We start from the raw sequence: 26700 nt of genomic DNA on the forward strand, positions 1-26700 counted from the left end.
GGAGGACATGTGAAAAAGATATTATATGTGATTGATGACATTTTCCTGTTCGTCGGGTGCATTCTGATGATTGCCGGCGGTGTATTGATATCTCCCGTAGTCGCGGTATATACCGCGGCTATAGAGTGCCTGCTTTTAGCGTTTATCTTTGCAAAAGCACAGAAAGGCGGTGGTAAATAATGCTTTTAAGACAGCTTTTCTCAAACCCGACGGATTCAGGTACACTGCTTAGCCCCGCGGACTGGCTGATATCCGCTATTAACGGTGACGGCGTAACGGCGGCAACGGCAAGTAAAAACAGCAACATTTATACGTGCGTCAATATTTTAGCCGACGATATCGGTAAACTGCCGATCCACACGTTCAGGACAGGCGGGAAAAAGACAGAAGGAATGAAACACCCGGTCGCTAAGCTGCTGTATAAACGGCCGAATCCGCTCATGACACCGCTTGCTTTTAAGCGGACTTTGCAGTATCACATGGGATTTTACGGAAACGCTATCGCTTATATAGAATGGGGGACAGACGGCTATCCGAAATCACTATGGCCGCTTGATCCAACGAAAACGACAATCCGATTAAACGTGGTAACCGGAGCGCTGACGTATACGACAAGCGATGCGAAAGGGGCGATGTATCATCTACAGCCGCACGATGTCTTGCATTTTTATGAAATGTCAAAAGATGGACTTATCGGTGTGCCGAAATGGCGGACATTGATTGATGAGCTGGACAGTCAGAACGCAATCAAGAAATTTCAGAGTCAGTTCTACAAGAACGGAACACTGACACACGGCGTACTGCAGGCGGCATCGAAAATCAATCCGGAAGCTAAGAAAAAACTTCGGCAGGAATGGGAGAAAATCAACGGCGGCATAGATAATGCCGGACGAGTAGCTGTTCTTGACCTGGGGATGGAGTATAAGTCACTGGGCATGCAGCTGGACCAAGCGCAGTTCATTGAAACACAGAAATTCGGTATTAACGAAGTTGCCAAAGTCTACCGGATACCGCCGCATAAACTGGCACAGCTGGACCGCGCGACGTATGCTAACGCCGAAGCGATGAGTCTTGACTACATCAAAACAACGCTTCTTCCGATATTTACGTCGTGGGAACAGGAAATCAACTATAAACTGTTCACCGAACCGGAAAGAGAAAACTATTATGTGAAATTCAATGCTGCTGCGGAACTCAGAGGCGACAGCAAAGCAAGGGCTGAATATTATAAAGACATGCTCTATGCCGGTATTTATACGCTTAATGAGATCCGAGACATGGAAGAAATGGAATGTATAGGCGATGTAGGGGATATCCATCTCGCATCGCTAAATTATACAGACATTACCGTTCTGAAAGATTTGCAATTAGCAAAAGCGAAGAGCGGAACACTGAAAGGAGGTGATGATAATGGGGAAAAGGGAAAGAAGAATCAATCAGATTCAGTTTGAAATTCGGACACTGGACGATGGTAAAACTATCATCTTGGAGGGGTATGCCCTCAAATTCGGAAAACGGTCAGAAGACTTTGGAGGCGTTGATGAAATATTAGAACGGGGATGTCTTGATAAAACGGACATGTCTAACGTTGTGGCGCTGATTAATCACGACCCGAACTATCCACTGGCAAGAAATACCGTCCGAGAAGGACCCGGGCATCTAAGTCTGTCAGTAGACGATACCGGGCTGCGGTTTAGCTTGATTCCGACGGATACGGCATATGCTAAAGACCTAATGACGAATATGACAGCCGGCGTTGTCAATCAGTGTTCTTTTGCATTTACGCTGGCAGAAAACGGCGCAGACTGGTCATATGAAAGTGAAAAAGAAATGTACCACCGGGCGGTCAAGCATATCGAAAGACTGTGGGATGTGTCAATCGTCACAACGCCGGCATACCCGGATACAGAAGCACAGGCCGTACAGAGGTCGATGCAAGAATCGAAAGAAGCATACGTTAATTCTTTGAAAGAAGAGCAGGAAAACATCAGAAAAAGGAAGCTCGATATAGAGCTGGAATTGTTAAATCAATAATTGCTGCCGAACGGCGGCTTTTTAAATGGAGGTAGAAGAAATGACTGAAAAAGAAAGAGAATTGCGCCAGAGAATGGCAAAAGTAACGGAAGAAATCCGCGCATTGATGGCCGATAAAAAACTTGACGAAGCGGAAAGTAAAACAAATGAATTGAGAGAACTTAAGCGGCAGCTGGAAATTGAACAGACGCTGGCAGATGTTCCGGCGGCAGTTCCACCCGCGGCACGTGCGGCAGAAATCACCGACGAAGAAAAAAGAGAGCTTATGTTCAGCGGACTTGTGAAAGAGATTAAGCGCCAGATGCCGACAGATGCGGAAGCGGAAGTACTGAAAGAAGCTAGAGCGGGCATGAAAGCGGGGGTTGACGCCGACGGCGGGCTTATCGTTCCGCAGGACATCTCAACTAAAATCAACGAACTCAAGAGAGCGTTGAATCCGCTGGACCAGCTTGTCACGATTACACCTACGACTACTATGACAGGGTCTCGCGTCATGGAAAAATGGGCAGAAATGACGCCGCTTGAAAGCGTTGATGAAATGGCAACAATCAAAGAAATCGACGGTCCGAAGTTTGAAAAGATTTCATATGCGATCAAAAAATATGCGGGCATACTTCCAATTTCAAAAGAAATGTTGTCTGACACGGACCAGAATCTCATTTCTTATGTGAGTGCGTGGTTTGCTAAGAAAGATGTGGTCACAAGAAACAGCTTGATCATCGCAATCATGAAAACACTGGCGAAGAAGCCCGTCGCCAATGTAGACAGCTTGAAAGACATTTTGAACGTGGATCTTGACCCGGCGATTTCTCTGACAGCCAGCATTGTCACCAATCAGGACGGTTTCAATTCCTTAGACAAATTGAAAGATTCAGAAGGGCGCTACCTGCTTCAGCCGAATCCGCTCAATCCGACACAGAAACTGTTGTTTGCTCATCCGGTTACCATTGTCAGCAATAAGTACCTGCCGAGTGCGACATCTCCGAAGAAAGTGGCGCCGATTATTGTCGGGTCTCTGGCGGATGCAATCGTACTCTTTGACCGCCAGCTTATTACACTCGAAGGCACGGGTATCGGCGGGAACTCATTTATTCGCGATTCTTACGACATTAAAGCAATTACAAGGCTTGACGTTAAAGCGTTTGACAGCGCCGCAGCCGTATACGGCGAGCTAACGCTTGCATAAGAAGGAGGTATTATGAGCATTCTGGATGGCGTTAAAGCGTATCTCCGAGTTGACGGAAACCAGGAAGACGAGGTCATCCGGACACTCATCGATACCGCTAAAACGTTTATTTTGCAGGGGACGGGCGTCGAAGTCAAAGAGACTGACGCCCAATCTATCCTTTGTATGCATATGATCGTAGGGTACTGGTACGAAAACAGAAACGCAGTAGGACAGGGGGCAGAATTACCGTTCACAATTACTGCACAACTACTGCAATTAGAAACGAGAGGTGAATGACATGCTGATAAAAGCACTGGAGAAAATTATTATAAACGGAACAATCGTTGATGTCGGCGAGACGTACGACGGAACAGCGGAAGAATTAACTGCCTACATTTCCGGCGGATATGTAGAAGTACTTGAACAGGATGAAGACGCGGAAGATGATTCTGCGGACAATCAGAATGAAGAAGTAGATCAGGAAGTAGATCAGGAAGATGAAGAGCCGGAGGAAACACCAAAGGAAAAACCAAAGACAACGAGAAAGACTGTCAGGCGCACGAAGAAAACCGGAGCGTAAAGTATGAATATCGGGAAGATGCGCCACAGGATAGCGCTTAAAAAGCCTATTATCGGTGAGGATGTAGGATTTGGCTCCGTTATCGAATGGAAAAATGTCGGATCCGTGTGGGCGGAATTCTTGAAACAACGTATTACCCCAAGCGCGATTATAGGAGACGGCACGGCTGTCTTGATAACGCAAGGGATAAGAATACGGCCAAGAGAAATCGAAAAAGGATGGCATGTTGAAGAAAACGGACGGACGTATAAGGTAATAGACGTAGATCGTTCGGATCCTGCCGTTTACGTATTAACAACAGAGGCGGTAGAAACATGAGCAGGTGCGGAATCGATATCAAGATGTTTTCAGGAGAGGTAGTCAAAAAAGCGGCTAACGACATCAAACGCTACGATAAGGAAACGCAAGGGAAAATCAGGAATGTCATTGCGAAAGGAACGATAGCAGTTATGAAAGCGGCTATTATAAAAGCGCCGATGGGGCCTACCGGAAGCCTGAAAGCAGGAATCCATTCCGAAATGGAACGAGAAAAGCCGCAGGGAATAGTGAAGAGCGACGCCCCGCATTCGCATCTCGTAGAATTCGGGACAGTTGAACGTATAACATCAAACGATCCGCGCAAAGGCAAAAAAGCAATGCGAATAAACGATAAATTCGTAAGCGGAGTTATTCGCACAGGGAAGATGCCGAAGCGTCCGTTTATGCGGCCGGCAATGATGCAGGAACGGGGCAAGATTGAAAATGAAATGGAGAAAATATTTCAATGAGACTTATCAGAGACGTACCGTCAACCGTTCTCAGGATGGCGGTTTTTAAATTGCTGAAAGAAGGTCAAACGATACCAATTCACGGCTCAGTTCCTAAAGGTGCAAAACTTCCTTATATCACCTTAGGTGCGGCTACGTTCAAACCACTGTCAAATAAAGATCTGATTATCTGGGACGCATCCTTGAATGTAGAAGTATGGGCGGGAGAGGATGGGAAAAAACAAGTCAATGAAACGCTAAACGATATATGTGCGTTGATATCTGCATACGGATGCGATATGGAGCTACCGCAATATCGGATTAATAGTACACAAATTGATCTAGTAGAGGACTTTCCGGAAGTATCCACGGGTTATCACGGCACAGTAACAATATTATTTACTATTCAGAATTTTAACAAGAAAGAGGTATAAAAATGGCTAAATTATCAGCAGAAGAACTTAAAAAACTCCCAGTATATGATGGGACGTCTATGGCTACGGCGGGGAAAGACACCTTGCTGTATATAGACAAGGCAACAACCACGGGGAAAAAGCCGACATGGGTACTTGTCGGAGGACAGAGAAACTCCCCCGTAGAATACAAAGCGGATTCTATTGATGGATCTCATAAGACTTCCGGCGGATGGGGAGAAACGCTCGCGGGTCCAAAGTCTTGGAGCATCAGCTATACAGGCTTGCTTGTAATGGATGACGCAGCACTCTCAATCATGGAATATGCATTCCACCACGACATCCCGATTCATGTAAAAATCGCATATCCGGATAAGACATGCCAGATCGGATGGGTTACGATTTCCGATTTCACAAAAGACGTATCTCATGACGGGGTAGCTACCGTTGCTGCTACGTTAAACGGAAAGGGACCGATTTCTGAAATTGCCGCAGATGATGTCACCGGAGGCTAATTATGCGTAAATCGGTAGAAATCAAAATCGGAGAGTCAAGGTATCAGCTGCTATATACAGTAAGAAGCCTTGAGAGATTTGAGCAATATCTCGGAACGTCTCTCTTTTCAGTTATAAGTTCCGTGCTTGTTAACGGTGCAGTCGGAATGGTACAGAGTGCTACAATACACTTTATCATTTCCGGCTTGCGGGCCGGACTTTTAAACCAGCCGAAGAATTTCGATGCTTATGATTTCGTGGATATGTACTGTGAAAATGGCGGAAACATCGGAGAACTCGCAAAATACATCGTAGATGCGGTGGTTGAATCCGGACTTTTTACACAGGGGACGCCGAAAAAAGAGGCGCCGATGAAAAAGAAGAATCGCCGATAAAGACAATTGAAGACTGGATGCGGTATGCAGAACCGATAGCATACCGCATCGGTTTCAAACCGTCTGAATTTCCGCGGTTAACGCCGCTTGAATTCTATAGATATCTTGAAGCGAGTGACGAACGTCGACGCTTGCAGGATTACCGCGTGGCGTACTTCATTTCATGGCTAATGTCCCCGCAGCTGAAAAAGCCGATAGAACCGCATGAAATTGCGGACCCGTTGTGGATTACGGAAGAAGATAAAGTGAAAAATGCAAAAAAGGAAATGGAATATTTGAAAAAAGTATTCAATTTGGAGGGAGGTGCATAAATGTCTACTATTTCTGATTTACAGCTTAAGATTGGCGCGGATTCGTCAGGACTGCAAAAAGAATTAAATAAAGTACCGGGGACTGTCAAGACAGCGTTTAAAGTTAATCCAGTAAGAGACATGCAGTCTGCACTGGAAGGAACCACGGGAAGTCTTGAAACGCTAATTGGTAAGTTCGGCGGAATGGCGGCACTGGCCGCATCGGGATTCGGACTGACGAACCTGATAAAAGGAGCCGTTGAGGCGGGAAACAGAACATACGAACTCGCACAAAGGCTGCAAATAACTAACGCTGAAGCTGCTAAATTCTCAAGAATACTCAAGCTAACCGGCGGTGACAGCGAACTTGCAGGGAAAGCATTTATGCGTCTCGACTCAACAATCAAAGGCAGTGGAGAGGCGGCCGAAAAGACAAGAGCCGTCTTAAGTGCCGTAGGTGTTACTCTGACAGACCAGAATGGTAAACTGTTGCCTCTTAACGATCAGCTCGCACAATTGGCGGCAGGTTATCAAAAAGCGTCACAAGCGGGATATGCTCAGGAATTTATCATGAATACACTGGGCGCTCGCGGCCTGACGCTTGTTAAAACACTGCAAAATTACAATGAAGCATCGGAAAATGCGGCAAAGATAAAAGGATTAGGGCTTGACGCAAAGCAGATGCATGAAATAAGCGTAGAGCTTGATGTAGTGCAGGCACAGCTCGGACAGCTCGCTATCGCAGGTGGCGCTATACTTGCGCCAGTAGCGAAAGAAGTATTGCCACCGATTTTAGAGGGTTTGTCATCAACTGCTAAATATATAGCGGAAAACAAAGAAAATCTACTGTCGCTGACTAAGACACTGGTAGCTTTTACGGTGGCGTATAAGACACTGCAGGCATTGCAAAAAGCAAGAGCAGCGATGGGGTCGCTTGCGTCGATTGGAACCGGAGACGTTTCAGAAGATGCGCTAACTGTACAGCAGGAAAAAAGCATTGCACGCCGGATAAAAAATATTGAAAAAGCGGCAATAGCAGAAGAAAAAGCATATTTGAAGACACTTAATACAGCGCAGATGACAGACGCTGAAAAAGAAGCAAGTTATTCAAAATACTGTGTCATGCGAGAAGCTAAAGCGGCTGAAACCGCAAGAGTAGAAGCAGCACGCATGACAGCGGCATATCAGGAAATCAATATGCAGGCCCGGCAGTCGGCAGCAGTGCAGGCGAGCGCGGCAAATACAGTAGCTGGGGCACATAAAGCCGCAGCAGGGAAGATGGTTGCGGCTAATACGGCGGCCAGTGCGTCGAGCAATATGCTGGCGGCGGAACAGACCGCGGTTACCGTTGCTACACAACAGACCGGAAAAGCCGCTGTGGATACCGGTATCAGAATGAGCACAGCAGCGAGAGGGTCACTCGGTCCGTTGCGTCAGGCGGCAAATGCGGTATGGGCACTGGCTGGAGGATGGCTGGGTGTGGCTGCTGCTATTGTAGCCGCAACGTATAAGCTGTATGAATTCCATCAGGAAGAAAAAAGAGAAGCCGAAAATGCTCAGTATGTCAACGTAAACGGTAAAGATTACTACTACAGCGAAAAAGACAATACAATGATCCGTGTCAAAGAAAATGGAACACGGATGAATGTTTATAGCCAGGAAGAAAATGATGAAGCCAAAGCGGCATGGAATAGGAAGTATGCTGCCGCTAACGAGAACTCTAAAAAACTTCACGAAAAATATGGTGACGGAACCAACATTGATAGAGGGGCTATAAATTCACAAATTGAGGCGTTAAAAGCCGCTTTTGAATCGGGAACATCTGCAACAAAAGATAATACAAAAGCGATTAAGGAAGCAAAAACGTATCAAGTAGAGGCGCCAATAGGTCAAGAAGTTGTAAATATAGCATCGAGGCATCCTGAAGGGGAACAATGGATGTCGCCGCTTGTTGAAGATGCCCGTGTGCAATGCGCCGCTTTTGTTTCCGCGTTGTATCAGGAAGCAGGTATACAGGGGCTGAACTCAATTAACGGGAATCAGCTTGTAAATCAGTTCGGCACGGCCTATCACACAGCGGGAACGGGATACGTACCGCAGGAAGGCGACATGATAGATTGGAAAGACCATGTCGGAATCTATGCGGGAAACGGTGAGTACATAGCAAGAAACTCGACCGGCGGAGTGCATCGCGGAAGTATGTCGGAAGCAAATCAATGGTTCGGTAATCCGCTTGGCTACGGATCGATAGGTGAATACACCGGAGGCAAAACAGTAACACTTACGACTGATGAAATCGGTAAAAAAGCCAATGAGGCGCTAAGACGGTTAAATCAGGCTAAAGAAGAGGCGATCCGGTTGTTTTCGACGATGCAGGAAGCTATAGACAGCGAAACCGAAGGTGCCTACATGTCAGGTATGAATAAGCTGGCGGAAGACATCAGACAGAAGCAGGAAGAGATTAACAAGCTATCTAATGCCGGTATTCCTAAAGACGCGGTAGAACAACTGCAAAAACAGCTCAGTACATACGGAACGGTTATGAAGCAGAAGCTGACCGACACGTGGACAGAAAGCTGGAACAAAATCAAGACCGAAACAAAGCAGATAGGTGCAGAGCTCACTGGAGACTTTAAAGCACTTGCCGATGCTGAGTATGAGGCTACAGTTAATGCGCTCAACAAAGAGAGAACGGAACGCATAAAAGAAGTTTCTAAAAACAAAGAAGACAAGGAAGCGATGGTAGCTGTCGAAGAATGGTATACTGCTAAGACCGCCGAAGCCGTAAAGAAACGTACAGATGCATATAGAGAGTCGTTTGAAAAACAGGCAAAATACGCAATAGATAACCATCGTTCAGATCTGCTTAGGGCATTAACGAGCAGCCGCGACGGACAAGATTATATGAATTGGAAAGGGCAGACAGAAGCCCTCGAAACGTATCTGAGTATATGGAAGACGGGGCATGAGTCAATGCAGTCGCAGATTGCAGAACTTGCGGAGAGCTCAACTGATAAATTCCAAGAATTTTTTCAAAACATTTTGACGGGATCAGAAACACTTGGAGACTCGCTGTATAATCTCATCACAGGAATCGGAGAAACAATATTACAGCAGATTACGCAACAGTGGGCGGGACGGTTGACAGAATCTCTATTCGGCGGCAGCCTGCTCGGTGGAGGAAATAATAACAGTAACGGCGGAACATACGACAATGGTATGAATACGATGTTTGACGCGTTCAAAAACAACCTAAGCGCGTCTAATGTAGCACTGGGACTTTTCTCCGGCAGCACACAAAAAGGCGGAATGGTCATGGGTGCATACAACGTCATCCAAAATGCCATTAATACGGGCACAAAGCCGACAGAAGTCGGGGCAACCGTTACTGCTACAGGTGCTTTAGCAGCATTTACTACAGCAGTCGGTGCGGCTACTGTAGCACTGCAGCTTATGTCTGCAAAGTCAGGGTTCGGATTTGGCATGTTCGGATTTGCGACCGGCGGACCTATTAGCGGTCCGGGGACGGCTACATCAGATAGTATTCCGGCTTGGTTGTCTAATGGTGAGTACGTTCTCAATGCTGACGCTGTCAGAAAAGTGGGATTGCCGCTGCTTAGCGCAATTAATTCGGGGCGCATGCCGCGTTTTGCAAAAGGCGGGGCGGTAAAGACTGCAGACATCCGGAATATAGAGTCAACAACGATCACGAAAGGCGGAAACAGATCAGTACATTTAGACATTAATACTCTTGATGCCGCATCGTTTGCTGATTTCTTGCGTAACGGTGCTGTAGACGAAATTCGGAAAGCATTTTTTGAAGAAGATTTGAATTTTGCAGGAAGTAGCGGGGTGTTCTGATGACACTTAGGAAATTCCCGGAAGATCTTAACGGATTAGCCTGGGAAAGTATAAAATCAATGGACTGGAATACAAAAGTACAAAAATCGGGAAGCGGTAAAGTACGTACACTCACGACACAGCTATTGCCGAACTGGACGATAGAAACGAAATTCCAGATATTGACCGATGAACAATATAGAAAGCTGTTGGGATTTGTAGCGCTGTTAAAAGGCGCACATATCCCTTTTTTATGGCTTGATCCGGAAGACTACGAGGAAAAAGGAATACAGCTGCCGCTGATCACGAACGGAACTTATCAAGCCGTCATGAAAATGGGCGACTATGTAGAGCCGGTCGAATACATCGAAAAAGTAACAGTATATATTGACGGCGTGAAACAAGCAAGCAGTACATACACAGTTACCGGCGGGACGGTGAAGTTCAAAACTGCACCAGTGAGTACGGCAAAAGTTACAGCGGACTATACGTATTACTGGAAAGTTATGTTTGCAGATGACGGAATAGATATCGAGCGGCAGTATCTTAACATCAACAAGTCTAAAACATTTAAGTTGGAGGTAGTCCGATGAAAACAGTGGATAAAGCTCTTGAGACTTATCTTGAGACAGAAAAGAAGATTACTTCTTGCGATCTATACGATCTTGTCTTAGATAACGGAAATAAGTATTACTATGCCGATACCGATATAGACATATCGTTTAACGGGCATACGTACTTACATAACGCGCTGTTGATTAAGCGGCAGCAAGTCAAGATTCATGATCGTGTGGTAGTTGACACGATGACCGTCACCGTCCAGGCGGATAAAAACGACAAACTGGAAGGACTGCCGTTTTTGCAGGCGGCGCACAGCGGGGTGCTTGATAGAGCTAAGCTGTATCTCCGCCGCTGCTTCTTCCGCGATCAATCTGTCGTAGGCGCAATCGACCTGTTCGGTGGAAATGTAGAAGTCAAATCAGCAGGCGGCATAAAAATTGAATTGTCCGTCAAAGCTGAAACACAAGGTCTCAATATGGAGTTCCCTGTCCGCAGGTACTATCCGCAGGGAAGTTACACGACGAATGAAGACGGTGTTATTTACAGCAAAGAAACCGACGCCGCGACGTTGATTGCTCCGTTCGTGCCGCGAAGAGAGGTGCTCATATGACAGACGGCGAAAAAATAGCTAAAGCTGCTGCAGCATGGCTGGGGACGCCGCACATCAACGGCGCTAAAATAAAAGGTCGCGGTGTAGACTGCGGCATGCTCCTAATCGGCTGCGTAGAAGACGCTGAACTGCTGAAAAAAGACAGTGTCCAGATTGAACCGTACTCTAATGAATGGCACTTGCATCACAGCGAAGAATGGTTTTTGAGTTATGTACAGAAATATTGCGACGAAGTAGAGACCATGCAGCCTGGGGATTTTCTGCTGTATCAATTCGGACGGTGCATTTCCCACGGCGCTATCTATGTCGGCAAAGGACGGGTTATTCACGCTTACATCGACCGCGGCGTGGTCATGACAGACCTTTCCGACGTGATGTTTTTCGACGCAAAAGGCAGGAGCCGCTTGCGCGGCATATACCGATTTAACAAAAAGAAGGTGAGACGATGAGCTTTTTTCGCGGAAGAACAACGACAACACGGGCAAATAAGATAAGTGAATTTACGGTCAACACCGCGGAATACGGCGCTGTCGTACCTGAAATTATCGGCACTGTGCGCACCGCGGGAAATGTGATCTATTATGACGATTTCACCGCCCACGAGCACCGCGAAACGCACAAAGCGGGGAAAGGCGGCAAATCTAAGCAAGTCAGCATTACTTATACCTACACGGTAGCGGTCATTTTGGGACTTTGCGAGGGTCCTATTTTCGGAATCGGTAAAGTGTGGATCGGTAAAAATGTACATAACTATCCGGCAGATGACATTCAGCTAACACTGTTCGACGGGAAAGAAAATCAACAGCCCTGGGCATACACGCAGGGTAAACACCCGGAAAAAGCATTACCGTATCCCGGATTAGCGTATATGGCGGGCGTTATCGATCTGGGTGATTCGGGATCTATGCCGTCGTACAATTTTGAAGTTAAGGGCAGGCTATTAGAGACAGGCGACGGTATTGATGTAAATCCCGCCGACTATATCAGATATGTCTTAGATAAAATCGGTAAAAAGGACATGCAGATTATCGGGCTGGACAACTACCGGAAGTACTGCAAAGAAGCAGACCTCTTAATTTCCTCACCGCCTGATGAGGACGCGAAAGCCGCCCGGGAAGTTGTTAATGAAATCGCAAAATTGACCAATGCTTATGTGTTCTGGTCAAATGACAAGCTGAAGATCGTACCGCTGGCTGATAGACCGGTCGGAAACTGGGTGCCGGATAAAACAGGCATTACAGACCTGACAGCGGATGATTTCCTGCCGCAGTCCGGCGGAGCTCTTGTAACTTACAAAAGAAAAGACAGCTCTGCGATCTATAATCAGTTCCCTGTAGAGTTTATCAACCGCGCAAACGGCTATGAAAAAGAATCCGTCAGCTACGAATTTACCGAGGACATCAAGAACTACGGCGTAAGAGCCGCCAGCGTAACGAACGCCCGTTATGTCTACACAAAAGAACGGGCAGTTAAAATTGCCGAACAATTAGCAAGAAACAACAAATACGAAAGAACGCAGTATACGTTTAAACTCGACTGGAGCCTGTGCCGGCTGGAAGTCGGTGACTTGGTAAGATTGACGGATGAAAATTCGGGTATTTTTGAGCAGGTAGCAGTGGTCAACGGCATCACAGAAGGTACCGATGGGTGCTTAACCGTAACGGCAATATCAAGAGCGCCGGGAGATTATCCTGCGGCAAAATACAACGTACATGCTAACGATAGGCCGTACATTGACTACAACAAAACCGCGCCGGATACTGTTCCAGTTATTTTCCAGCCGCCAGCAGATCTCACCGCAGACGGACTGGAGTTGTGGATAGCTGCCAAAGGTAAAGAAGACGGTTGGGGCGGCTGTACTGTATACGTCTCTGACGATAACACGAACTACCGGACGGTCGGGCAAATTGCAGGATCCGCACGGTGCGGTAAATTAATGCAGCCGTTGTCACTGATGCCGAACCATCCAAGTGGCAATCAAGCAATAGTAACATGTAATGATCAGTTAATTAGCGGTACTCTGCAAGACGCAGAACGCAAGAATACGCTCTGCTGGATAGACGGGGAATGTATGAGCTACACGACCGCTACGCTGCAAGCAAGCGGGGCGTGGTTATTATCAGGATTAATCCGCGGGCAGTGTAATACGGCTGTCCGAACGCACGCTAAAAATACAGACTTTGTCCGGCTGGACAACTCTGTTTTTAAAGTACCGTTTACGAAAGACGACATCGGCAAGAAGATTTACCTGAAATTCTGCTCGTATAACATTTTCGGCGCGGGCAATCAGGATCTATCCGAAGTTAAAGCTTATGAGTATACATTAGCTCCGTACTACATCCCGCCGGTTACGAATTTAACCGCATATAACCGTTACAGACAGCTCGCGGACGGCGTGTCTCGCTATGATATCGTTGTCAGCTGGACACCGCCGGAACTGCAGAGTTACATGCAAGGCGATATCTGGTATAAGACCAGCAACGCACAGGCAAAAGATATCGTTATCAAAGAAGGTACGAAAGGCTCTGAACTCGGATTCGACGGTGAATGGACGTTTGGTGGCAGCGGTAAAGACCAGGTCGTTATACCGCAGGCAATCGTTGGAGATACCTACTTAATCGCAGTCTGTACAAAAGACGAATGGGGCGAAACGACAAGTCCGGACACATCTCCACAGATGAAGATACTTGTCGCGCTTAAAACGGAAATACCGAATACGCCCGACGGATTCGGTGTAGATTTTGGAACAGCGTGCACTGCCAGCTGGAAAGAAGTTACGAATACCGATGTTGCGTTTTACGAGATCCGAACAGATGAAAACGCAGGTGCTGAAACGGCGAGACTGTTAGCACGAACGAATAACTTGTCCGCTATACTGCCGCTGACTGAACGGAGCGGGAAACTGTATCTATATGCTAAGTCCGCAATCGGTAAATACTCCGCCCCAGCTATTTTGCAGTATAACAAGCCGGTACCGAAAAAACCGAATCCGCCCGTGCTTACGAGTACTATCGGCGGTTTCGGGCTGACAGCTGAAGCAATCCCGAAAGACTGCGCAGGAATGAACATCTACATCAGTGGCACGGACGGGCAGAAGACCATCAAGACCGAAAACAACAGCTACAGTCACACTTGCGGCGCGGGTATCTATGACGTATCCATTGCTTACTATGACTTGTTCGGAGAGGGCGAGAAATCCGAAGCAAGCCGTGTCGTTGTCAAAGTATCTATCTCAAAGGATATGCTTGAAGACGAGGCGGTCAGCATTGCGAAAGTAGACGCGTTAGTTAAGCAAAAGCTCAACGACGGCGCAATCGCAAAACAAGATGTTACAACGATCGTCTCAAACCTCGGCAATCTTATGCTTGCAAAAGCAAATTACAGCGCCATTGCACAGATGACAGACGCCATCAATTTGAGGGTGCAAAAAGGCGATGTCATTAATCAGATCAACTTGTCACCGACGACAACGACGATAAATGGAAAGTATTTACATGTTACCGGACAGACCGTTTTTGACAATAACGTTATTGTATCAAGAATGCTTGCGGCAAAAGCCGTAACGGCGGATAAGTTGGCAGTTACATCGTTATCCGCAATTTGCGCGACAATCGGATTACTAAGAACGAAGACAAGCGGAGCAAGGACGGAAATTAAAGATAATTTGATTGAAATATACGACAATAACAATTTCCGTGTTATAGCGTTAGGGGTGAACGTCTGATGGCTATCGGATTAAAAATTTATCATCCGCAAAAAGGATTGATACTTGATATCACAGATTCACTGACCCGCATTCTCGGCAGTTTTACAGCCGACACACCGACAGGAAGCCAAACTATCGATATTCGAGGTAACGACCGGCTATTTGTGTTTTTCGTTCCGGAAACTACGGAATATACAACACCGCTGCAAATTACGACATCGGGCAATCAAATTAGATGGGTATACCGCGGTGACTTCGACGGAAACAGAAAGCAGAGGATCTACTATGGCACTTATTAATTTTTTAGAAATTTACAATGCTGACAGGCACCTTATTATTAACAATAAGTATAAAAACTTAAGGTTATTAAGAGTAGATAAACTGCCCGCGCCGTCACAAATAGCCGAGGGCGGTAGTAATTGGAAATGGTTCGAATACGAAATTGCTTTTAATATGCAGTACATTCCGGCGATCTATTGTAGTAACCCTCAATACTACGTTACCGCCGAAGCAAACGGCGGGAAAATGACGTTGCGAGTACACGCTCCCGTATCGGTGTCGATGATACAGACACAGGTACATGAATCGATTACTTTATATATTTTCACGCAAGAGTCCGATCCGAATACATTAGGAGCAGGACTGTTTATATGGGACCCCGATACGAAGAAATTAGTATTTAATAGTAAAACGCCGTACTTGAGAGTTGTAGGTAGTCATATCAAATCCGAAATATCAAGTAATGATTCAGCAGGGCTTGCCGCGGTCATGCCGGAGACTTCCTTTCCGTGCGGTAAGGTGGCGGCAATTATGTTTTCGATGCACGAATTTCAAAGAAGCACACCACAAGCAGTAGTTCATAGCTCGCTAAAGCTAAATTGGGTCAATTCAAATAGAATTAAATCACAATGGCTTGCGGATAGTGCGATTGTCAATCCTGGCGGCGATATACACATACCGGGCGGTGTTTTAAGAGCTACATGCATTTTATTCGTAAATGTAACAAATTATTAAAAAGGAGCAGAACAATGAAAAGAAATTACAGTGTCAACGGTAAAGTGTCATATCCGCAGAACGACGGAGTTTTAACGACATTCAGCTTTCACAACCCAGAGACTGGAGAAATGCTGACGATACAGACAAATTCTCCAGAAGAGACCGACGAGCTTAACTACGGAGACACGGTCACGCTGGAGATTAAAAAAGCCGAGGTATCCGAATGAGACCACAGACATTTCAGCACCCGGAAATAAGAGATGAGAATGACAACATCATACAGCCCGGGGCGTTTGGCAAAAACACGCCGTTTTGCACGAAGGGGAATGACGGCATTTTAGACTATATTGCGAATGATCTGGAATATCTATATGAAAACGGGGGCAGCGGCGGTAGCGGAGCAGGTCCGAAAGGTGACCCAGGTCCTAAGGGCGACCCCGGACCAAAGGGTGACCCGGGTCCTAAGGGTGCCGACGGGAAGAACGGACAAGACGGGGCAGCGGCAACGATAAAAGTCGGAGAAGTGACGACAGGTACCTCCGCTTCGGTGACAAATTCCGGCAATAGTACAAATGCTGTATTTGATTTTGTCATTCCGGTTTCCGGCGGCGGACAGGGTATTCAAGGCCCCAAAGGAGATCCCGGGCCTAAAGGAGACCCCGGACCGAAAGGAACAGACGGAAAAGACGGAGTCGCTGCAACAATCAAAATCGGAACGGTAACAACAGTGGCACCAGGCACAAATGCTAAGATCACAAATACCGGAACGGCCAACGCAGCAGTGTTTAATTTTTCAATTCCGAAAGGCGAGAAAGGGGAAAAAGGAAATACGGGGATACAGGGTCCGCCGGGTCCCGCCGCAGATTTATCTCAATACGTAAAGAAGACAGAAATTTTTGATGGAAATATGATTAAATTGCCGAATGGGGCAAAGATAGGAGTAGAATAATGGACAAGCTTAAAATCATCAGACCGAATGGCGAAGAAGAAATCGCAGAATTGACGACGGATAAATCATTAGTCGGAAGCAATTACTTGAAACTGGATATCGGCGGCGTGCCGCATTACGCAAAAGTCGGAGATGTTGTTGACACGCACATGTACACATTTAGCGGCGTTGACGGTAAAAAATATTATGTGCAGAAGAAAATTGCAGCAGAAGCGCTTACAGGCAGCATTGAAGTTAAAGGAAATTCAGAATTTATTGTACCGGAAAGAGTTACAGTCATTGAAATAACAGCCGGCTCCGAAATGAAACCCGAAGTGAAATATGTCAAAGTAACGCCCGGATCAACTCTTAGTATTGAGTTTTCTCATATACATCCGTGGGATTACGGGTGGTTTATAGAGAGTGAAAGCGATAGAGTTTATGGAACACAGCTTTTAATGACTGATAGTATTACAATCAGATGGTCGAGTGAGATAAACGAGCATGAAACGGAAGCGGATTTAACAACATAGCAGGAGGCCGAAAATGACATTTTTTCAAAATCTCAAAAGAAAAATAAAAAAATATAACAAGCCTCCTATCTGGTGGGGTGGATTTGTTACATGCGTTTTCGTCTTAGATTTGATTGATTTTGCAGAATACTTCTGCCGAACAAGCATTAATCTCTTAGACAAATGGGAATCAAAGACAGTCGTAAGCGTTGTGCTGATGTACATCTTGTCATTTATTAACAGTGCATACGGCGTAGTGCTTAATGCGTATTTCTGGCTGATTATCATTGACATCAGTACACGCTGGCTGGCGATCGGGTATCAGTATCTTGTAGATAAAGGGATGGATCCGAACTACTTAACGACACGAGAGAAACTGTACGGCATTGTTCTTGCGTTCAGCGCAAAACGCTTAAAATCGAAAATCATGCTGTGGGGGTTTCTGACAAAATTTATTCTCTTCACAATTCTCATTCTTACTGCTTCGCAGATTGATACGGTTTTATCGGCAATAGAGATACCGTTGTCGTGGCCGGTACTCAAATTCATGTTCGGATATATTTGTTACAACGAGATATTGTCGATTTGTGAGAATTTGAGAGACGCCGGCAATCATCATATAGACAAGCTAATAACACTGCTTGATAACAATATTTTTGCAAAACTCAAGAAATAGCCGCTATTTAGCGGCTATTTTAGATAGGAGGTATTTATGACAATAGCCGAATTTAGACAAGAACTCATCGATAAAAGAGATTATTTTTATCAATTCCCGTGGCCCGCAACGACTTATGGGCACTGGACGGCTGGACGGTATTTTACGACATTTAACGATTATCATTTTAACGTTGACGGCGACGGAGAGATTATCTACACAAGACCGCTTGATGAAGTGCCGAAAGCAACTTGGCACAGGAACACAGGTAGCATTGCCATCGCTCTATGCTGCTGTTACAATGCACGCCCAAATGACATGGGCGAATATCCGCCAACGGAAGCACAGATTGAAACGCTGGCGAAGATGTTTGCGGTTATTGCCGAGGTTTTTGACAATCCGATTGATCGCGAACATTTCATGACGCACGGCGAGGCCGCTAATGACGACGGCTATGGATTGTACAGCGGAGAGCCTGACTGTCGCTGGGATTTAGAGCAGCTCTGTGATCAGGACGAAATCGGGACCGGCGGAGATATTCTCCGCGGAAAAGCGCAGTGGTATTTAGAGAACGGGGTGTAAAATGTATGAGAAGAAAAAGATTATCACTATTGCTTGCGCTGTCGTTGCTATCTGCGCCGTGCTCATATATCTCATATTCAGCGGCACCTCAGGTGACGGAAACGGTAACGATGCAAAGGACGCAGTACGATGGGCTCAAGAGTATAGCAAGCAATCAGCAGATGCGGTTAGATCAGCTGGAAAGCAAATTAAATCAGCTGGAGAGCAACTCGACAGAAGCATCTCAAGAGTTGACCGAGCTGCAGAATCAGCTGACAGAGTGCAGAAAAGAATTGATAGAAACGCAGAAACAATTGCAGAGTGCAGAGATATCATTGCAGACAGCAGAAGAGAACTTGATGAAGCTGCAGATATCTTTAGACAAGTTGACGAAGAAAATCGATGACCTGACGCATGACCTGAAGCTTGCTAAGCGGCAAAGAAACCTCTGGTCATACATCGCAGGAGCTGTGGCAACGGGCTGGTTGATAGACAAATTAAGTAATTGACGGGGTGGGAAACTGCCCCCTTTTTTTATTGCATAAATTAATTTATAGTGGTATTATATAGACGTCAGAGGGAAACCTCTGTGGGTTTAAATAATCTAAAAAAGGAAAAGGAGCAGGGAGAAATCCTTGCTCTTTTTCTGTTGCACTATATAAAAAATAATTATAACAAAACATCTTGAAAATGTATTGACTAATCAAAAATGATATTGTAATATATAATCAAGAAAGGGCGAGAGGTCCTACAGATTATTTAAACCCACAGGAGGAAAATGAAATGGCTAAATTTTACGACGGGAAAGAACTTATTGAAATCAGAATGGTAGATAGCAATAGCGGTGTCAATTTTGAAGATGATTTTTTCGAAGTAGGAGGACTGAAATACAATGAAGCTCTTGAAGCTTATATTGTCGACGACATCTATTACCTAATTGATTACGCACAATCTTATGCAGACGGGAGTAATACTGATATAGATTATGAGATTGATGATGCCGGAAATGTAATTCTTCCGGATGTTGATGTCTTCGTAAGCGATGCAGAAAAAATATAAATTTAAGCAAAACAAGGAGGAAAACAAAATGATTAGAAACATCGGAATTGAAGAAGGCGGAAGAATTTTAACAGATGGAAACCGGACAATAAAATTTGAAAGAGTAGACCGCGGATATGAAATGTATGAGCTAAGCGGGAACAGATATACCCGCTGCGGCATAGTAAATGCCGACGAAGAGACAGAAAATGAAGATTTGTGGGCAATGGCCACAGATGAATTATATTAAGAGGGGAGAAAGAAAAATGAAAGTAAGAATGTATAGAAACTATGATAAATTCCCGTACGAGAGTGATCATCACGGGAACTTTAACGGAAGAATGATATTCACATTCTTCCGCCCGATTGGAAGGGAGTTCGACTGTATACTGGTCGAGCTCACGGAAGGATACAAACCACTATCGCTGGAAAAGTACGAACACTACAGCGGATGGCAGATGGAGTTAGATCAGGTCGTAAAAAAAGAAGAAGACGGAATGTACAACACTCGCGGATTAACTATGAGGTTTTTCGATGAGAAAAACTGGGACTACGTAAACGTTCCCAAAGGGTGGCTCGATACTTATGCAAAGGAAGATACGGTGCCGGAACTTTGCGGTCGTGAAAATATACCGATTAAATTTATCAGAGTTGAATATTCAACGGTAGAAGAACTCGCTGAAAAATTTAATTGCGAATATATAAAACCGACAGATGAGTTTTATGCCAGCTTCCGAAAAAGAATAAATGAATATATAAGCGCTTATAAAAAGTGGAAAGATGTGAAAGAAGAGGTTAACCGCAGATCAGTTACGACATTCGAAACTCTAAAAGAAAGAGTTGAACTCAAATCAAACTGGCACGAAAAAACATACATCGGAAACCCTGGCGATTACGTATTAAATATAGGAGAGAACCGGTATCTTATACTCGGAGTTATAGCTGCAGAAGACACTTCACCGAGCAGCGAGCATATGTTGCTCAATGTACAATCTTTTAATCCGGACGACCGGGAAACTCGTTTACCCGCGGTAGGACTTCCGGAAAACACACCTGCGGAGATAATTGACATGATAGAAAAAGAATCTACACGCCGAGACGTATTAATAAGCAGTCATGGAGAGGAGGATTGGGGCTAATGGCGGAAAATAAAAAAATCAGTGCGAACTGGGGCGGGCGCCGTAAAGGGTCCGGCGCTAAAAGAACACTGCCGCCGGGCGCCAGAACACGGTCTGTCAGGATGACCGACGAAGAATGTGAAAAGGTGAAAGACTTTTTGAAAAAAATGAGAGAAAAAAATGAAAACGGTAGATAAAATAAAAAGAGCGATATCATTATCGCTCTTTTTAATTTTGTGACTCATATTGCTTTTTTAATAAGCGGAATTTTGAAATGTAGAATAAGTGGCAATCTACATGATTTCCCTTGGGTCACCAGAATATGTTTATCCGAACCCCCCATTTTACAGAATTTTGTAAGATGGGGAGTTCGTTTTTATAATTGTACGGTTATGCTCTAAAAAGCTTTCCTATATGAAGTCCGGTCTTCATTCAATAGATTTTTATGCTGCTGATCGGATGAATGCCGAGCATGGATAACGGCTTTTGCTGTATTAAAAAACAGCCTCCTTTAAAAAGTAGGTCGGCTGTGTGCTATTCTCATAAACGTAATCAGCTTCGGTTGGAGTATTACATTCCCGCTGTCGTATTAACGGTACAATAGCGGGATTTTTTTATATTGCAATTATAATTTCTCTATTAACTTTTCTCGTTTTCCCGCGTACTCCTCTTCAGTTAGAACCCCTGCATCGTAAAGCTGTTTTAGCTTCAGCAGAGTCTCTGCCGCAGTGGCCGCATTCGCTACGGCTTCTTTTTCTGCAGCTTCTTCGGCTTCTGCCATCTCTACAAGTTTTGCTGCCTCGGCCCGGATACTTTCGACATCCGACCCGGCAGGGGCAGCAAACTGGAAGGTGGTAAATTCTTCCGGAGACATTTCAATAGCGCATCGGCGGCTTTCCGTAAATACGCAAGCCACTGTACACTGTTTTGCTCGGCCTTTGAGAAGAATACCGGCAATAGCTCCGATAGGGCCGAGGATAACAGCACCTAAGAACCCCCACCCCATCGATGGGCCAAATTTAAATTTATTTTCTTCAGTGATTCGTTCCCAGACTTCCAGATCCTTGTCGACACGGATAACGCGGAACTTCCCGCTTTTATCTGTATAACCTAAAACTATATTTTTACCGGTATTATTAATTTCAACTTTTTTAGCGAAATTGGCACCTATTACTTTCATACTTGTTTCTCCTCAATAAAAGTTATTGAATATCAGATTGCATAGAACGGCTAATCCTAAAATTCTAATACTTTGGCAGTTAAACCGATTGAGTTGTATCGGTATGCATCTTGGATTTTCCGATACAAGCATTATACCGCCTGCCGATTATAAAATCGTTTCAAACAGACTTTTTTATTATTAATTTCCACGCAGACGATTTTGCCGTTTGGAGCGTATAGTGCTATAAATTGATTTCTCCTTTATAAAACTAATGAGTTTTGAAAGGATATATTATTCGGCAGCCAGTCCCAAGATTTTTACACTTTTCAGTTTAAACCGGGTAAGGACAGGTGCTTCAAAGGGGTGTACTTCGGTAATTATTTTTTGATTGAAAGAAAGTTCTTCAGAAAAATTCATCATTGTCTCCGCAAATAAGAAAACTTATTTTAACGGCTGCCATTTAAATTATAATACAGGAAAAAGCAAAAGAATATTTTCTCGTGATTTCGTGGCCGGAAGTAAGAAATATTTCAAATATATCTGCCGGTAAAAAACCGCCATCCGATGGACAGCGGGCATATTTACGCCAGTTTTTCAATCATTTTATTCCATCCGGCTTTTTGGAGGCGGTGAAGCAGGACAGTCGCGCAAGAGGCGCGGATGCATTGGTCAAGTAAAAGGGCGCACCATGCGCCGACAAGGCCCCATCCCATGACAAAAAGGAAGAATGCTGTCATGATAGGACGGAGAATCGTGATGCTTACGAAAGCATACGCCGCAACAGAAGCGGTCTTTCCGCTGCCGCGCAGGATACCTGCACAGACGAGGGCATGTCCTGCCGGAAAATTCACAACAGCGCAGATAAGCATAGCGATGCCGCTCATAGCAAGCGCTTCGGGATCGGAAGAATAGAAGGAAAAGATTTCTTCTCTGAAAACGGCAGTGAGGGTGAACGCGGCGGTGGAACAGATCAGAGTCCATTTAATGCCTGCCCGTTTAAACGCGTGCCATTCGGTTTCCGATTTTTTGCCGATAGACTGCCCTGCGGTGACCATGCTCGCTTTGCCGAATCCTACGATGTAGTCCCAGTAAATATCGGCAATATTCATACAGATACTGTGGACGGCAAAGGGAATCGTGCCAAGGCTCGCAGCCATGCGGGTGAAAAGAACCATGCCTATACGCTCAAAACCCTGTTCACTGAAAACAGAAAGGAAAATAGGTGTGACTTTTTTGAAATACGCTTGGTCGGGAATGAAAGAACCTCCTTCAAGAAGGTGGTCTTTTTTCATAAGATAAATCGTCCAGCACAGACTGAAAATGGTGCTTATGACCGTGCCGATTGCCGCGCCGGCGACACCCATGGCAGGAATCGGCCCCATGCCGAAGATCAGGATGAAATTCATGATGACATTCACTATATTTCCCAGAATATTTGTCTTCATGATGATTGCTGTCTGGCCGAAGCCAAGCTGGACTGCCTGGAAAAAGAGGGTGAATGAAGAAATAAAAACGGAAAGCAGCGCAATATTTCCATAAGCGAGAGCTTCCGCCATATATTCTGTCTTTGCGCCCATAAGGTAGAAAATATCTTCGAGGAACAGATAAAAGATACTATGGATGAACAGAAGGACGATGGCTCCGATGAAAATAGATTTCTTCAGGATATCGGAGGCGTTTGTCCTGTCATTCCGTCCGGCGTCCCGGGAAACAAGAAGAGTCACGGAGGAAGCAAGAGAACGGGTAAAGCAGAGAATGACGAGCCGCGGCTGGAGGAAAATACTGACCGCCGCAATGGAAACAGCCCCCAAGGTGCCGACCATGATTAAATCCGCGGAAGCGAGGAGAATCATGAAGAGACCTTCTAGCGCCGCAGGCAATGCGATCTTTAAATATTTTTTATCGTAACTCCGAATCATATATGCCCCATGATTAAATATTTTTAAAATTGTCGATTTAATATATGTACATTTTACTTCTTTTGTTCAGTATTTGCAAATGATAGAATACTTTTCTCCAGAAAAACTAAAGAAGCGGTAAAAAAATATATCCTTATACTTAATACTTATGGGATGCTAACTGGGATGGGTATGAAAAAAGAGAAGAAATGAAATCTATATTGACAAAATTCGAAAACGAAGATAATCTTAGGGCACAAACAGTATTATAACAGTTATGAAGGAGTGCCTTATGAATCATGGAGAATCAACCGTTATTGAAACGGTCAATGCGGCAAAACCAAATTTTAACAAAGAAAAACTGCTGAACGCTATGAAGTACCGCTATGCGACAAAAAGATTCAGCGAAAAAACTATTCCGCCGGAAGACTTTGAAGTGCTTTTGGAAACGGCCCGTCTGGCTCCGACTTCTTTCGGACTGGAAACGTGGAAAATACTTGTCATTCAGGACAAAACGCTTCGTGAAGAAATGAAGGAATTCGGATGGGGCATTAAGGACAAACTGGATGCCAGCCATTTCGTGGTATTCCTGGCACGGAAAAAAGCAGATATCACTTTCGGCTCGGATTACATCAGGCATATGCTGAAGGACGTCCACCAGGTACCTGATGAAGTCTATGAATTTTACAGAAACGCTTACGGTAATTTCTCAGAAAATGATTTCAAAACGCTGGAAAGCGAACGGAGCGCTTTTGACTGGGCGGGGAAACAGGCGTACATCGTCATGGCACATATGATGGCCGTGGCAGCGCTCATGGGAATTGATTCGTGCCCCTTGGAAGGATTTATACCCAAGGAGATGGATAGGCTTTTGGGAGAAGAGCACGGCCTTTTCGATACGGAACATTTCGGGATCGCCGTGATGGCAGCTTTCGGATACCGCGGAGAAGATGTTCATCGGAATAAGACCCGCCGTCCGCTCAGCGAATCAGTTCTTTGGAAGTAATATCAGTATGCTTTAGATCACTGTGGATTTATAGAAGTCCGGCGGTCTTTCTACAGGAATGAAAGAAATATAGCAGTGCCCTTGTCTTTTAAATTTTGTCAGGACTCATATTCGTGCATCAAAGAGAAACCCACCGGCATAGCCGGTGGTTCTTCTTATGCGGCCCAAGGGCCTATCTTACCAGCGGCGCGTCTACGCGCTTGCGGCCTGTTCACTTGCATCCTACTTCTTGCTACCCGTAAACGGGTCTTCAAAATTCAATGTTAATTCCTCACTCATTGCATCTTCTTTTAACTGGTTTTCTATATATCTTTCTATCACTTTCTCTTGTTTCCCCACCGTACTCACATAGTATCCTCTACACCAAAACTGTCTATTCCTATACTTATACTTCATGTTTCCCCATTTCTCATATATCATTAAGCTGCTTTTCCCTTTCAAGAATCCCATAAATCCTGAGATGCTATACTTTGGCGGTATTTCTAACATCATATGTATATGATCTGGACAAGCTTCAGCCGATAATACAGTTACTCCTTTCCATTTACAAAGTTCACGTAGTATTTGTCCTATTTCACTAAATTGCAATATCAAATCGGACAGTCACACAGAAAAATTATGTAGCGGATGAAAATCGGGCAATCTGCTCCTTGAAAAGCTCTTCCGGTGTGTGATAACCAAGTAGACGCCGTGGAAGTCTGTTAATCCAATCTTGCACTTTTTGTACCACGTATTCTGGTACAGCACTTATATCCTTCCCTTTGGGGATGAAGCGGCGTACCAGGGAGTTATGCTTCTCATTCGTTCCACGCTCCCCTGAAGAATATGGATGGGCAAAATAGACTTTTCCTTCCTTAAATAATTTGCTTAAACCACTGAACTCACTTCCGTTGTCGCTGGTAATACTCCGGAATACTTTGGGGAATAAGCTGCCGTATTGGTGTCGCAATATTTCAAGTCCTTTCCTAACACCTTCTTTTGTCTTTCCCGATATTTTGATGACATGGCGGCAGCGTGTCATCCGTTCGTCTAGGGAAAGAAGGACTTCCCCTGCTTTGCGTTTTCCCACAATGGTATCGATTTCCCAATGGCCGAACTCCTGCCGGCCATTAACGACTTGTGGGCGTTGCTCAATACTGTCTCCCAGGATACGCCGGTTCTTACGGCAATGGTGTTTCTTTGGTCTCCGCCTTATACGAAGAGGGAGATCGATATTTTTGATAGAAATAAGGCCAAGGTCGATATAGTTGTAAATCGTCTTTGTGCAGAGTATAACCGGGAACATATTTTGAAGTTTGGCCCTGCCACAGATGGAGTCAGGAGAAAATTTGTTTTGCAACACTTCTTTTTCAAGATATTTGAGAAAAGGTGCGGTTGTCGATAATTTGAAAGGTTTGCGGGAAGCCTCTCGACGTCTCATGTAGACGAGTTGTCCCGTATCAGCAAAGTATCTCTTGTAGTACGTCAGGTCACTGCGCATCTGGTCTACAGTACCGCGTTTCAACTCTTCGTATAGGGTAGAACGAGCAATCCCAACTTGCTTTGCAATATGGACTTTGGGAATTCTTTGTTCTATAAGAGCCTGGATTTGCCCGCGCTGATAAGGCGTCAAGTGTTGGAAAGAACGTTTCTTTGTGTTAGAATGCTGTTGAGACATGCAGGATACCCCTTTCAGTAGATATATTGGTCAAATTCATCTTACTACAGGTTTTCCTGCTTGTCTTTTTATGTGTCCGATTTCATTTTACAACTAACCTTTGTCCTATTTCATATCTTTTCTGTCCATAAAATACCTTCCTCCGATATTTAGGGGCAAATACTACGTGATACTTACAATCCATTTTGTATGTGCTAAACTATGTTCATATGACATGTTGAAAAGCCTCCTTCTATTAATTAAAACTGCAGTTTACAGGCCGCAATTTTATATTAATACTTAGGAGGCTTTTTTATATCAAAGACTCAACGCTAAAGCTCAACTGAACCCCT

34 protein-coding genes and 2 pseudogenes are annotated in these 26700 nt (G+C 44.9%); 30 read left to right on the plus strand and 6 right to left on the minus strand.

Annotated features, from left to right (window positions below; all coding sequences use genetic code 11):
- Nucleotides 1-9: 9 nt before the first annotated feature.
- The 29 genes from GCWU000321_RS09660 to GCWU000321_RS09600 all read left to right on the plus strand — a co-directional run bounded on the left by GCWU000321_RS09660 (nt 10) and on the right by GCWU000321_RS09600 (nt 20842).
- Nucleotides 10-180: a hypothetical protein gene (locus GCWU000321_RS09660; RefSeq protein ID WP_007070314.1), complete on the plus strand. Its 171-nt coding sequence runs from the start codon at nt 10-12 to the stop codon at nt 178-180.
- Nucleotides 180-1451 (plus strand): phage portal protein, encoded by a 1272-nt coding sequence (locus GCWU000321_RS06325; protein WP_007070315.1) that lies wholly within the window; start codon nt 180-182, stop codon nt 1449-1451. The genes GCWU000321_RS09660 and GCWU000321_RS06325 overlap by 1 nt, the downstream gene beginning before the upstream one ends.
- Nucleotides 1411-2034, plus strand: coding sequence for an HK97 family phage prohead protease (locus tag GCWU000321_RS06330; RefSeq protein WP_040381428.1), 624 nt, complete (start codon nt 1411-1413; stop codon nt 2032-2034). Before GCWU000321_RS06325 ends, GCWU000321_RS06330 begins: the two co-directional genes overlap by 41 nt.
- Before the next feature lie 40 nt (nt 2035-2074).
- On the plus strand, nt 2075-3220 hold the full coding sequence (locus tag GCWU000321_RS06335; protein ID WP_040381980.1) for a phage major capsid protein: 1146 nt from the start codon (nt 2075-2077) through the stop codon (nt 3218-3220).
- 12 nt (nt 3221-3232) lie between these two features.
- Nucleotides 3233-3499 (plus strand): head-tail connector protein, encoded by a 267-nt coding sequence (locus GCWU000321_RS06340; protein WP_007070318.1) that lies wholly within the window; start codon nt 3233-3235, stop codon nt 3497-3499.
- Between the two features lies 1 nt (nt 3500).
- Complete coding sequence (locus GCWU000321_RS06345; RefSeq protein ID WP_040381430.1) at nt 3501-3782, plus strand: hypothetical protein; 282 nt, start codon at nt 3501-3503, stop codon at nt 3780-3782.
- Between the two features lie 3 nt (nt 3783-3785).
- The gene (locus tag GCWU000321_RS06350) at nt 3786-4100 is read left to right on the plus strand and encodes a phage head completion protein (RefSeq protein WP_007070320.1); all 315 of its coding nucleotides are present in this window, start codon (nt 3786-3788) and stop codon (nt 4098-4100) included.
- Complete coding sequence (locus GCWU000321_RS06355) at nt 4097-4549, plus strand: HK97-gp10 family putative phage morphogenesis protein (RefSeq protein WP_007070321.1); 453 nt, start codon at nt 4097-4099, stop codon at nt 4547-4549. The genes GCWU000321_RS06350 and GCWU000321_RS06355 overlap by 4 nt, the downstream gene beginning before the upstream one ends.
- Entirely contained in the window at nt 4546-4962 is a 417-nt protein-coding gene (locus tag GCWU000321_RS06360) for a DUF3168 domain-containing protein (RefSeq protein WP_007070322.1), read from the plus strand. The genes GCWU000321_RS06355 and GCWU000321_RS06360 overlap by 4 nt, the downstream gene beginning before the upstream one ends.
- Before the next feature lie 2 nt (nt 4963-4964).
- Complete coding sequence (locus tag GCWU000321_RS06365) at nt 4965-5456, plus strand: phage tail tube protein (RefSeq protein WP_007070323.1); 492 nt, start codon at nt 4965-4967, stop codon at nt 5454-5456.
- 2 nt (nt 5457-5458) lie between these two features.
- Nucleotides 5459-5830: a hypothetical protein gene (locus GCWU000321_RS06370; RefSeq protein WP_007070324.1), complete on the plus strand. Its 372-nt coding sequence runs from the start codon at nt 5459-5461 to the stop codon at nt 5828-5830.
- 17 nt (nt 5831-5847) lie between these two features.
- Nucleotides 5848-6141: a hypothetical protein gene (locus GCWU000321_RS06375; protein WP_007070325.1), complete on the plus strand. Its 294-nt coding sequence runs from the start codon at nt 5848-5850 to the stop codon at nt 6139-6141.
- Complete coding sequence (locus GCWU000321_RS06380; RefSeq protein ID WP_007070326.1) at nt 6142-9981, plus strand: hypothetical protein; 3840 nt, start codon at nt 6142-6144, stop codon at nt 9979-9981.
- A complete protein-coding gene (locus GCWU000321_RS06385; RefSeq protein WP_007070327.1) occupies nt 9981-10553 on the plus strand; it encodes a DUF2460 domain-containing protein in 573 nt (190 codons plus the stop codon). The genes GCWU000321_RS06380 and GCWU000321_RS06385 overlap by 1 nt, the downstream gene beginning before the upstream one ends.
- Entirely contained in the window at nt 10550-11131 is a 582-nt protein-coding gene (locus GCWU000321_RS06390) for a baseplate hub domain-containing protein (protein ID WP_007070328.1), read from the plus strand. Before GCWU000321_RS06385 ends, GCWU000321_RS06390 begins: the two co-directional genes overlap by 4 nt.
- Entirely contained in the window at nt 11128-11580 is a 453-nt protein-coding gene (locus tag GCWU000321_RS06395) for an NlpC/P60 family protein (RefSeq protein ID WP_007070329.1), read from the plus strand. The genes GCWU000321_RS06390 and GCWU000321_RS06395 overlap by 4 nt, the downstream gene beginning before the upstream one ends.
- Entirely contained in the window at nt 11577-14855 is a 3279-nt protein-coding gene (locus tag GCWU000321_RS06400; RefSeq protein ID WP_007070330.1) for a phage tail protein, read from the plus strand. The genes GCWU000321_RS06395 and GCWU000321_RS06400 overlap by 4 nt, the downstream gene beginning before the upstream one ends.
- Nucleotides 14855-15136, plus strand: a complete 282-nt coding sequence (locus GCWU000321_RS06405) for a hypothetical protein (RefSeq protein ID WP_007070331.1) — start codon at nt 14855-14857, stop codon at nt 15134-15136. Before GCWU000321_RS06400 ends, GCWU000321_RS06405 begins: the two co-directional genes overlap by 1 nt.
- Nucleotides 15123-15851 (plus strand): hypothetical protein, encoded by a 729-nt coding sequence (locus tag GCWU000321_RS06410; RefSeq protein ID WP_007070332.1) that lies wholly within the window; start codon nt 15123-15125, stop codon nt 15849-15851. Before GCWU000321_RS06405 ends, GCWU000321_RS06410 begins: the two co-directional genes overlap by 14 nt.
- 14 nt (nt 15852-15865) lie before the next feature.
- Nucleotides 15866-16060, plus strand: a complete 195-nt coding sequence (locus GCWU000321_RS06415) for a hypothetical protein (protein ID WP_007070333.1) — start codon at nt 15866-15868, stop codon at nt 16058-16060.
- The gene (locus GCWU000321_RS09595) at nt 16057-16782 is read left to right on the plus strand and encodes a collagen-like domain-containing protein (protein ID WP_007070334.1); all 726 of its coding nucleotides are present in this window, start codon (nt 16057-16059) and stop codon (nt 16780-16782) included. Before GCWU000321_RS06415 ends, GCWU000321_RS09595 begins: the two co-directional genes overlap by 4 nt.
- Nucleotides 16782-17294, plus strand: a complete 513-nt coding sequence (locus GCWU000321_RS06425) for a hypothetical protein (RefSeq protein WP_007070335.1) — start codon at nt 16782-16784, stop codon at nt 17292-17294. Before GCWU000321_RS09595 ends, GCWU000321_RS06425 begins: the two co-directional genes overlap by 1 nt.
- 13 nt (nt 17295-17307) lie before the next feature.
- Complete coding sequence (locus tag GCWU000321_RS06430; protein ID WP_007070336.1) at nt 17308-17949, plus strand: phage holin family protein; 642 nt, start codon at nt 17308-17310, stop codon at nt 17947-17949.
- Nucleotides 17950-17985: 36 nt separating this feature from the next.
- On the plus strand, nt 17986-18510 hold the full coding sequence (locus GCWU000321_RS06435) for a peptidoglycan recognition protein family protein (protein WP_007070337.1): 525 nt from the start codon (nt 17986-17988) through the stop codon (nt 18508-18510).
- 5 nt (nt 18511-18515) lie between these two features.
- Nucleotides 18516-18998, plus strand: coding sequence for a coiled-coil domain-containing protein (locus tag GCWU000321_RS06440; RefSeq protein WP_169303247.1), 483 nt, complete (start codon nt 18516-18518; stop codon nt 18996-18998).
- Nucleotides 18999-19272: 274 nt separating this feature from the next.
- A complete protein-coding gene (locus GCWU000321_RS06445; protein ID WP_007070340.1) occupies nt 19273-19548 on the plus strand; it encodes a hypothetical protein in 276 nt (91 codons plus the stop codon).
- A gap of 28 nt (nt 19549-19576) precedes the next feature.
- Nucleotides 19577-19777 carry a hypothetical protein gene (locus tag GCWU000321_RS06450; RefSeq protein ID WP_040381433.1) on the plus strand — a complete coding sequence of 67 codons (201 nt, stop codon included), beginning with the start codon at nt 19577-19579 and terminating at the stop codon, nt 19775-19777.
- Between the two features lie 16 nt (nt 19778-19793).
- Nucleotides 19794-20666: a hypothetical protein gene (locus tag GCWU000321_RS06455; RefSeq protein WP_040381436.1), complete on the plus strand. Its 873-nt coding sequence runs from the start codon at nt 19794-19796 to the stop codon at nt 20664-20666.
- Nucleotides 20666-20842: a hypothetical protein gene (locus tag GCWU000321_RS09600; RefSeq protein WP_007070343.1), complete on the plus strand. Its 177-nt coding sequence runs from the start codon at nt 20666-20668 to the stop codon at nt 20840-20842. The genes GCWU000321_RS06455 and GCWU000321_RS09600 overlap by 1 nt, the downstream gene beginning before the upstream one ends.
- Before the next feature lie 428 nt (nt 20843-21270).
- Here GCWU000321_RS09600 and GCWU000321_RS06460 read toward each other — a convergent pair whose 3' ends face one another.
- The 3 genes from GCWU000321_RS06460 to GCWU000321_RS06465 form a co-directional block, all read right to left on the minus strand.
- Nucleotides 21271-21825 (minus strand): SHOCT domain-containing protein, encoded by a 555-nt coding sequence (locus GCWU000321_RS06460; protein ID WP_007070344.1) that lies wholly within the window; start codon nt 21823-21825, stop codon nt 21271-21273.
- A 273-nt stretch (nt 21826-22098) separates the two neighbouring features.
- A complete protein-coding gene (locus GCWU000321_RS09860) occupies nt 22099-22227 on the minus strand; it encodes a hypothetical protein (protein ID WP_007070345.1) in 129 nt (42 codons plus the stop codon).
- Between the two features lie 161 nt (nt 22228-22388).
- Nucleotides 22389-23726, minus strand: a complete 1338-nt coding sequence (locus tag GCWU000321_RS06465; protein WP_007070347.1) for an MATE family efflux transporter — start codon at nt 23724-23726, stop codon at nt 22389-22391.
- Between the two features lie 271 nt (nt 23727-23997).
- Here GCWU000321_RS06465 and GCWU000321_RS06470 point away from each other — a divergent pair, with 271 nt between their 5' ends.
- Nucleotides 23998-24711 carry an NAD(P)H-dependent oxidoreductase gene (locus GCWU000321_RS06470; RefSeq protein WP_040381439.1) on the plus strand — a complete coding sequence of 238 codons (714 nt, stop codon included), beginning with the start codon at nt 23998-24000 and terminating at the stop codon, nt 24709-24711.
- Nucleotides 24712-24933: 222 nt separating this feature from the next.
- On the opposite strand, the pseudogene tnpA reads toward GCWU000321_RS06470, so the two are convergent.
- The 3 genes and pseudogenes from tnpA to GCWU000321_RS09395 form a co-directional block, all read right to left on the minus strand.
- Nucleotides 24934-25287: pseudogene (gene tnpA, locus GCWU000321_RS06475) on the minus strand (IS200/IS605 family transposase); the annotation flags it as partial.
- Nucleotides 25288-25327: 40 nt separating this feature from the next.
- Nucleotides 25328-26368, minus strand: coding sequence for an IS30 family transposase (locus GCWU000321_RS06480; RefSeq protein ID WP_007070269.1), 1041 nt, complete (start codon nt 26366-26368; stop codon nt 25328-25330).
- 94 nt (nt 26369-26462) lie between these two features.
- A pseudogene (locus GCWU000321_RS09395) lies at nt 26463-26584 on the minus strand (transposase); the annotation flags it as partial.
- Nucleotides 26585-26700: the final 116 nt, after the last annotated feature.

Source organism: Dialister invisus DSM 15470 (assembly GCF_000160055.1).
Lineage (GTDB): Bacteria > Bacillota > Negativicutes > Veillonellales > Dialisteraceae > Dialister > Dialister invisus.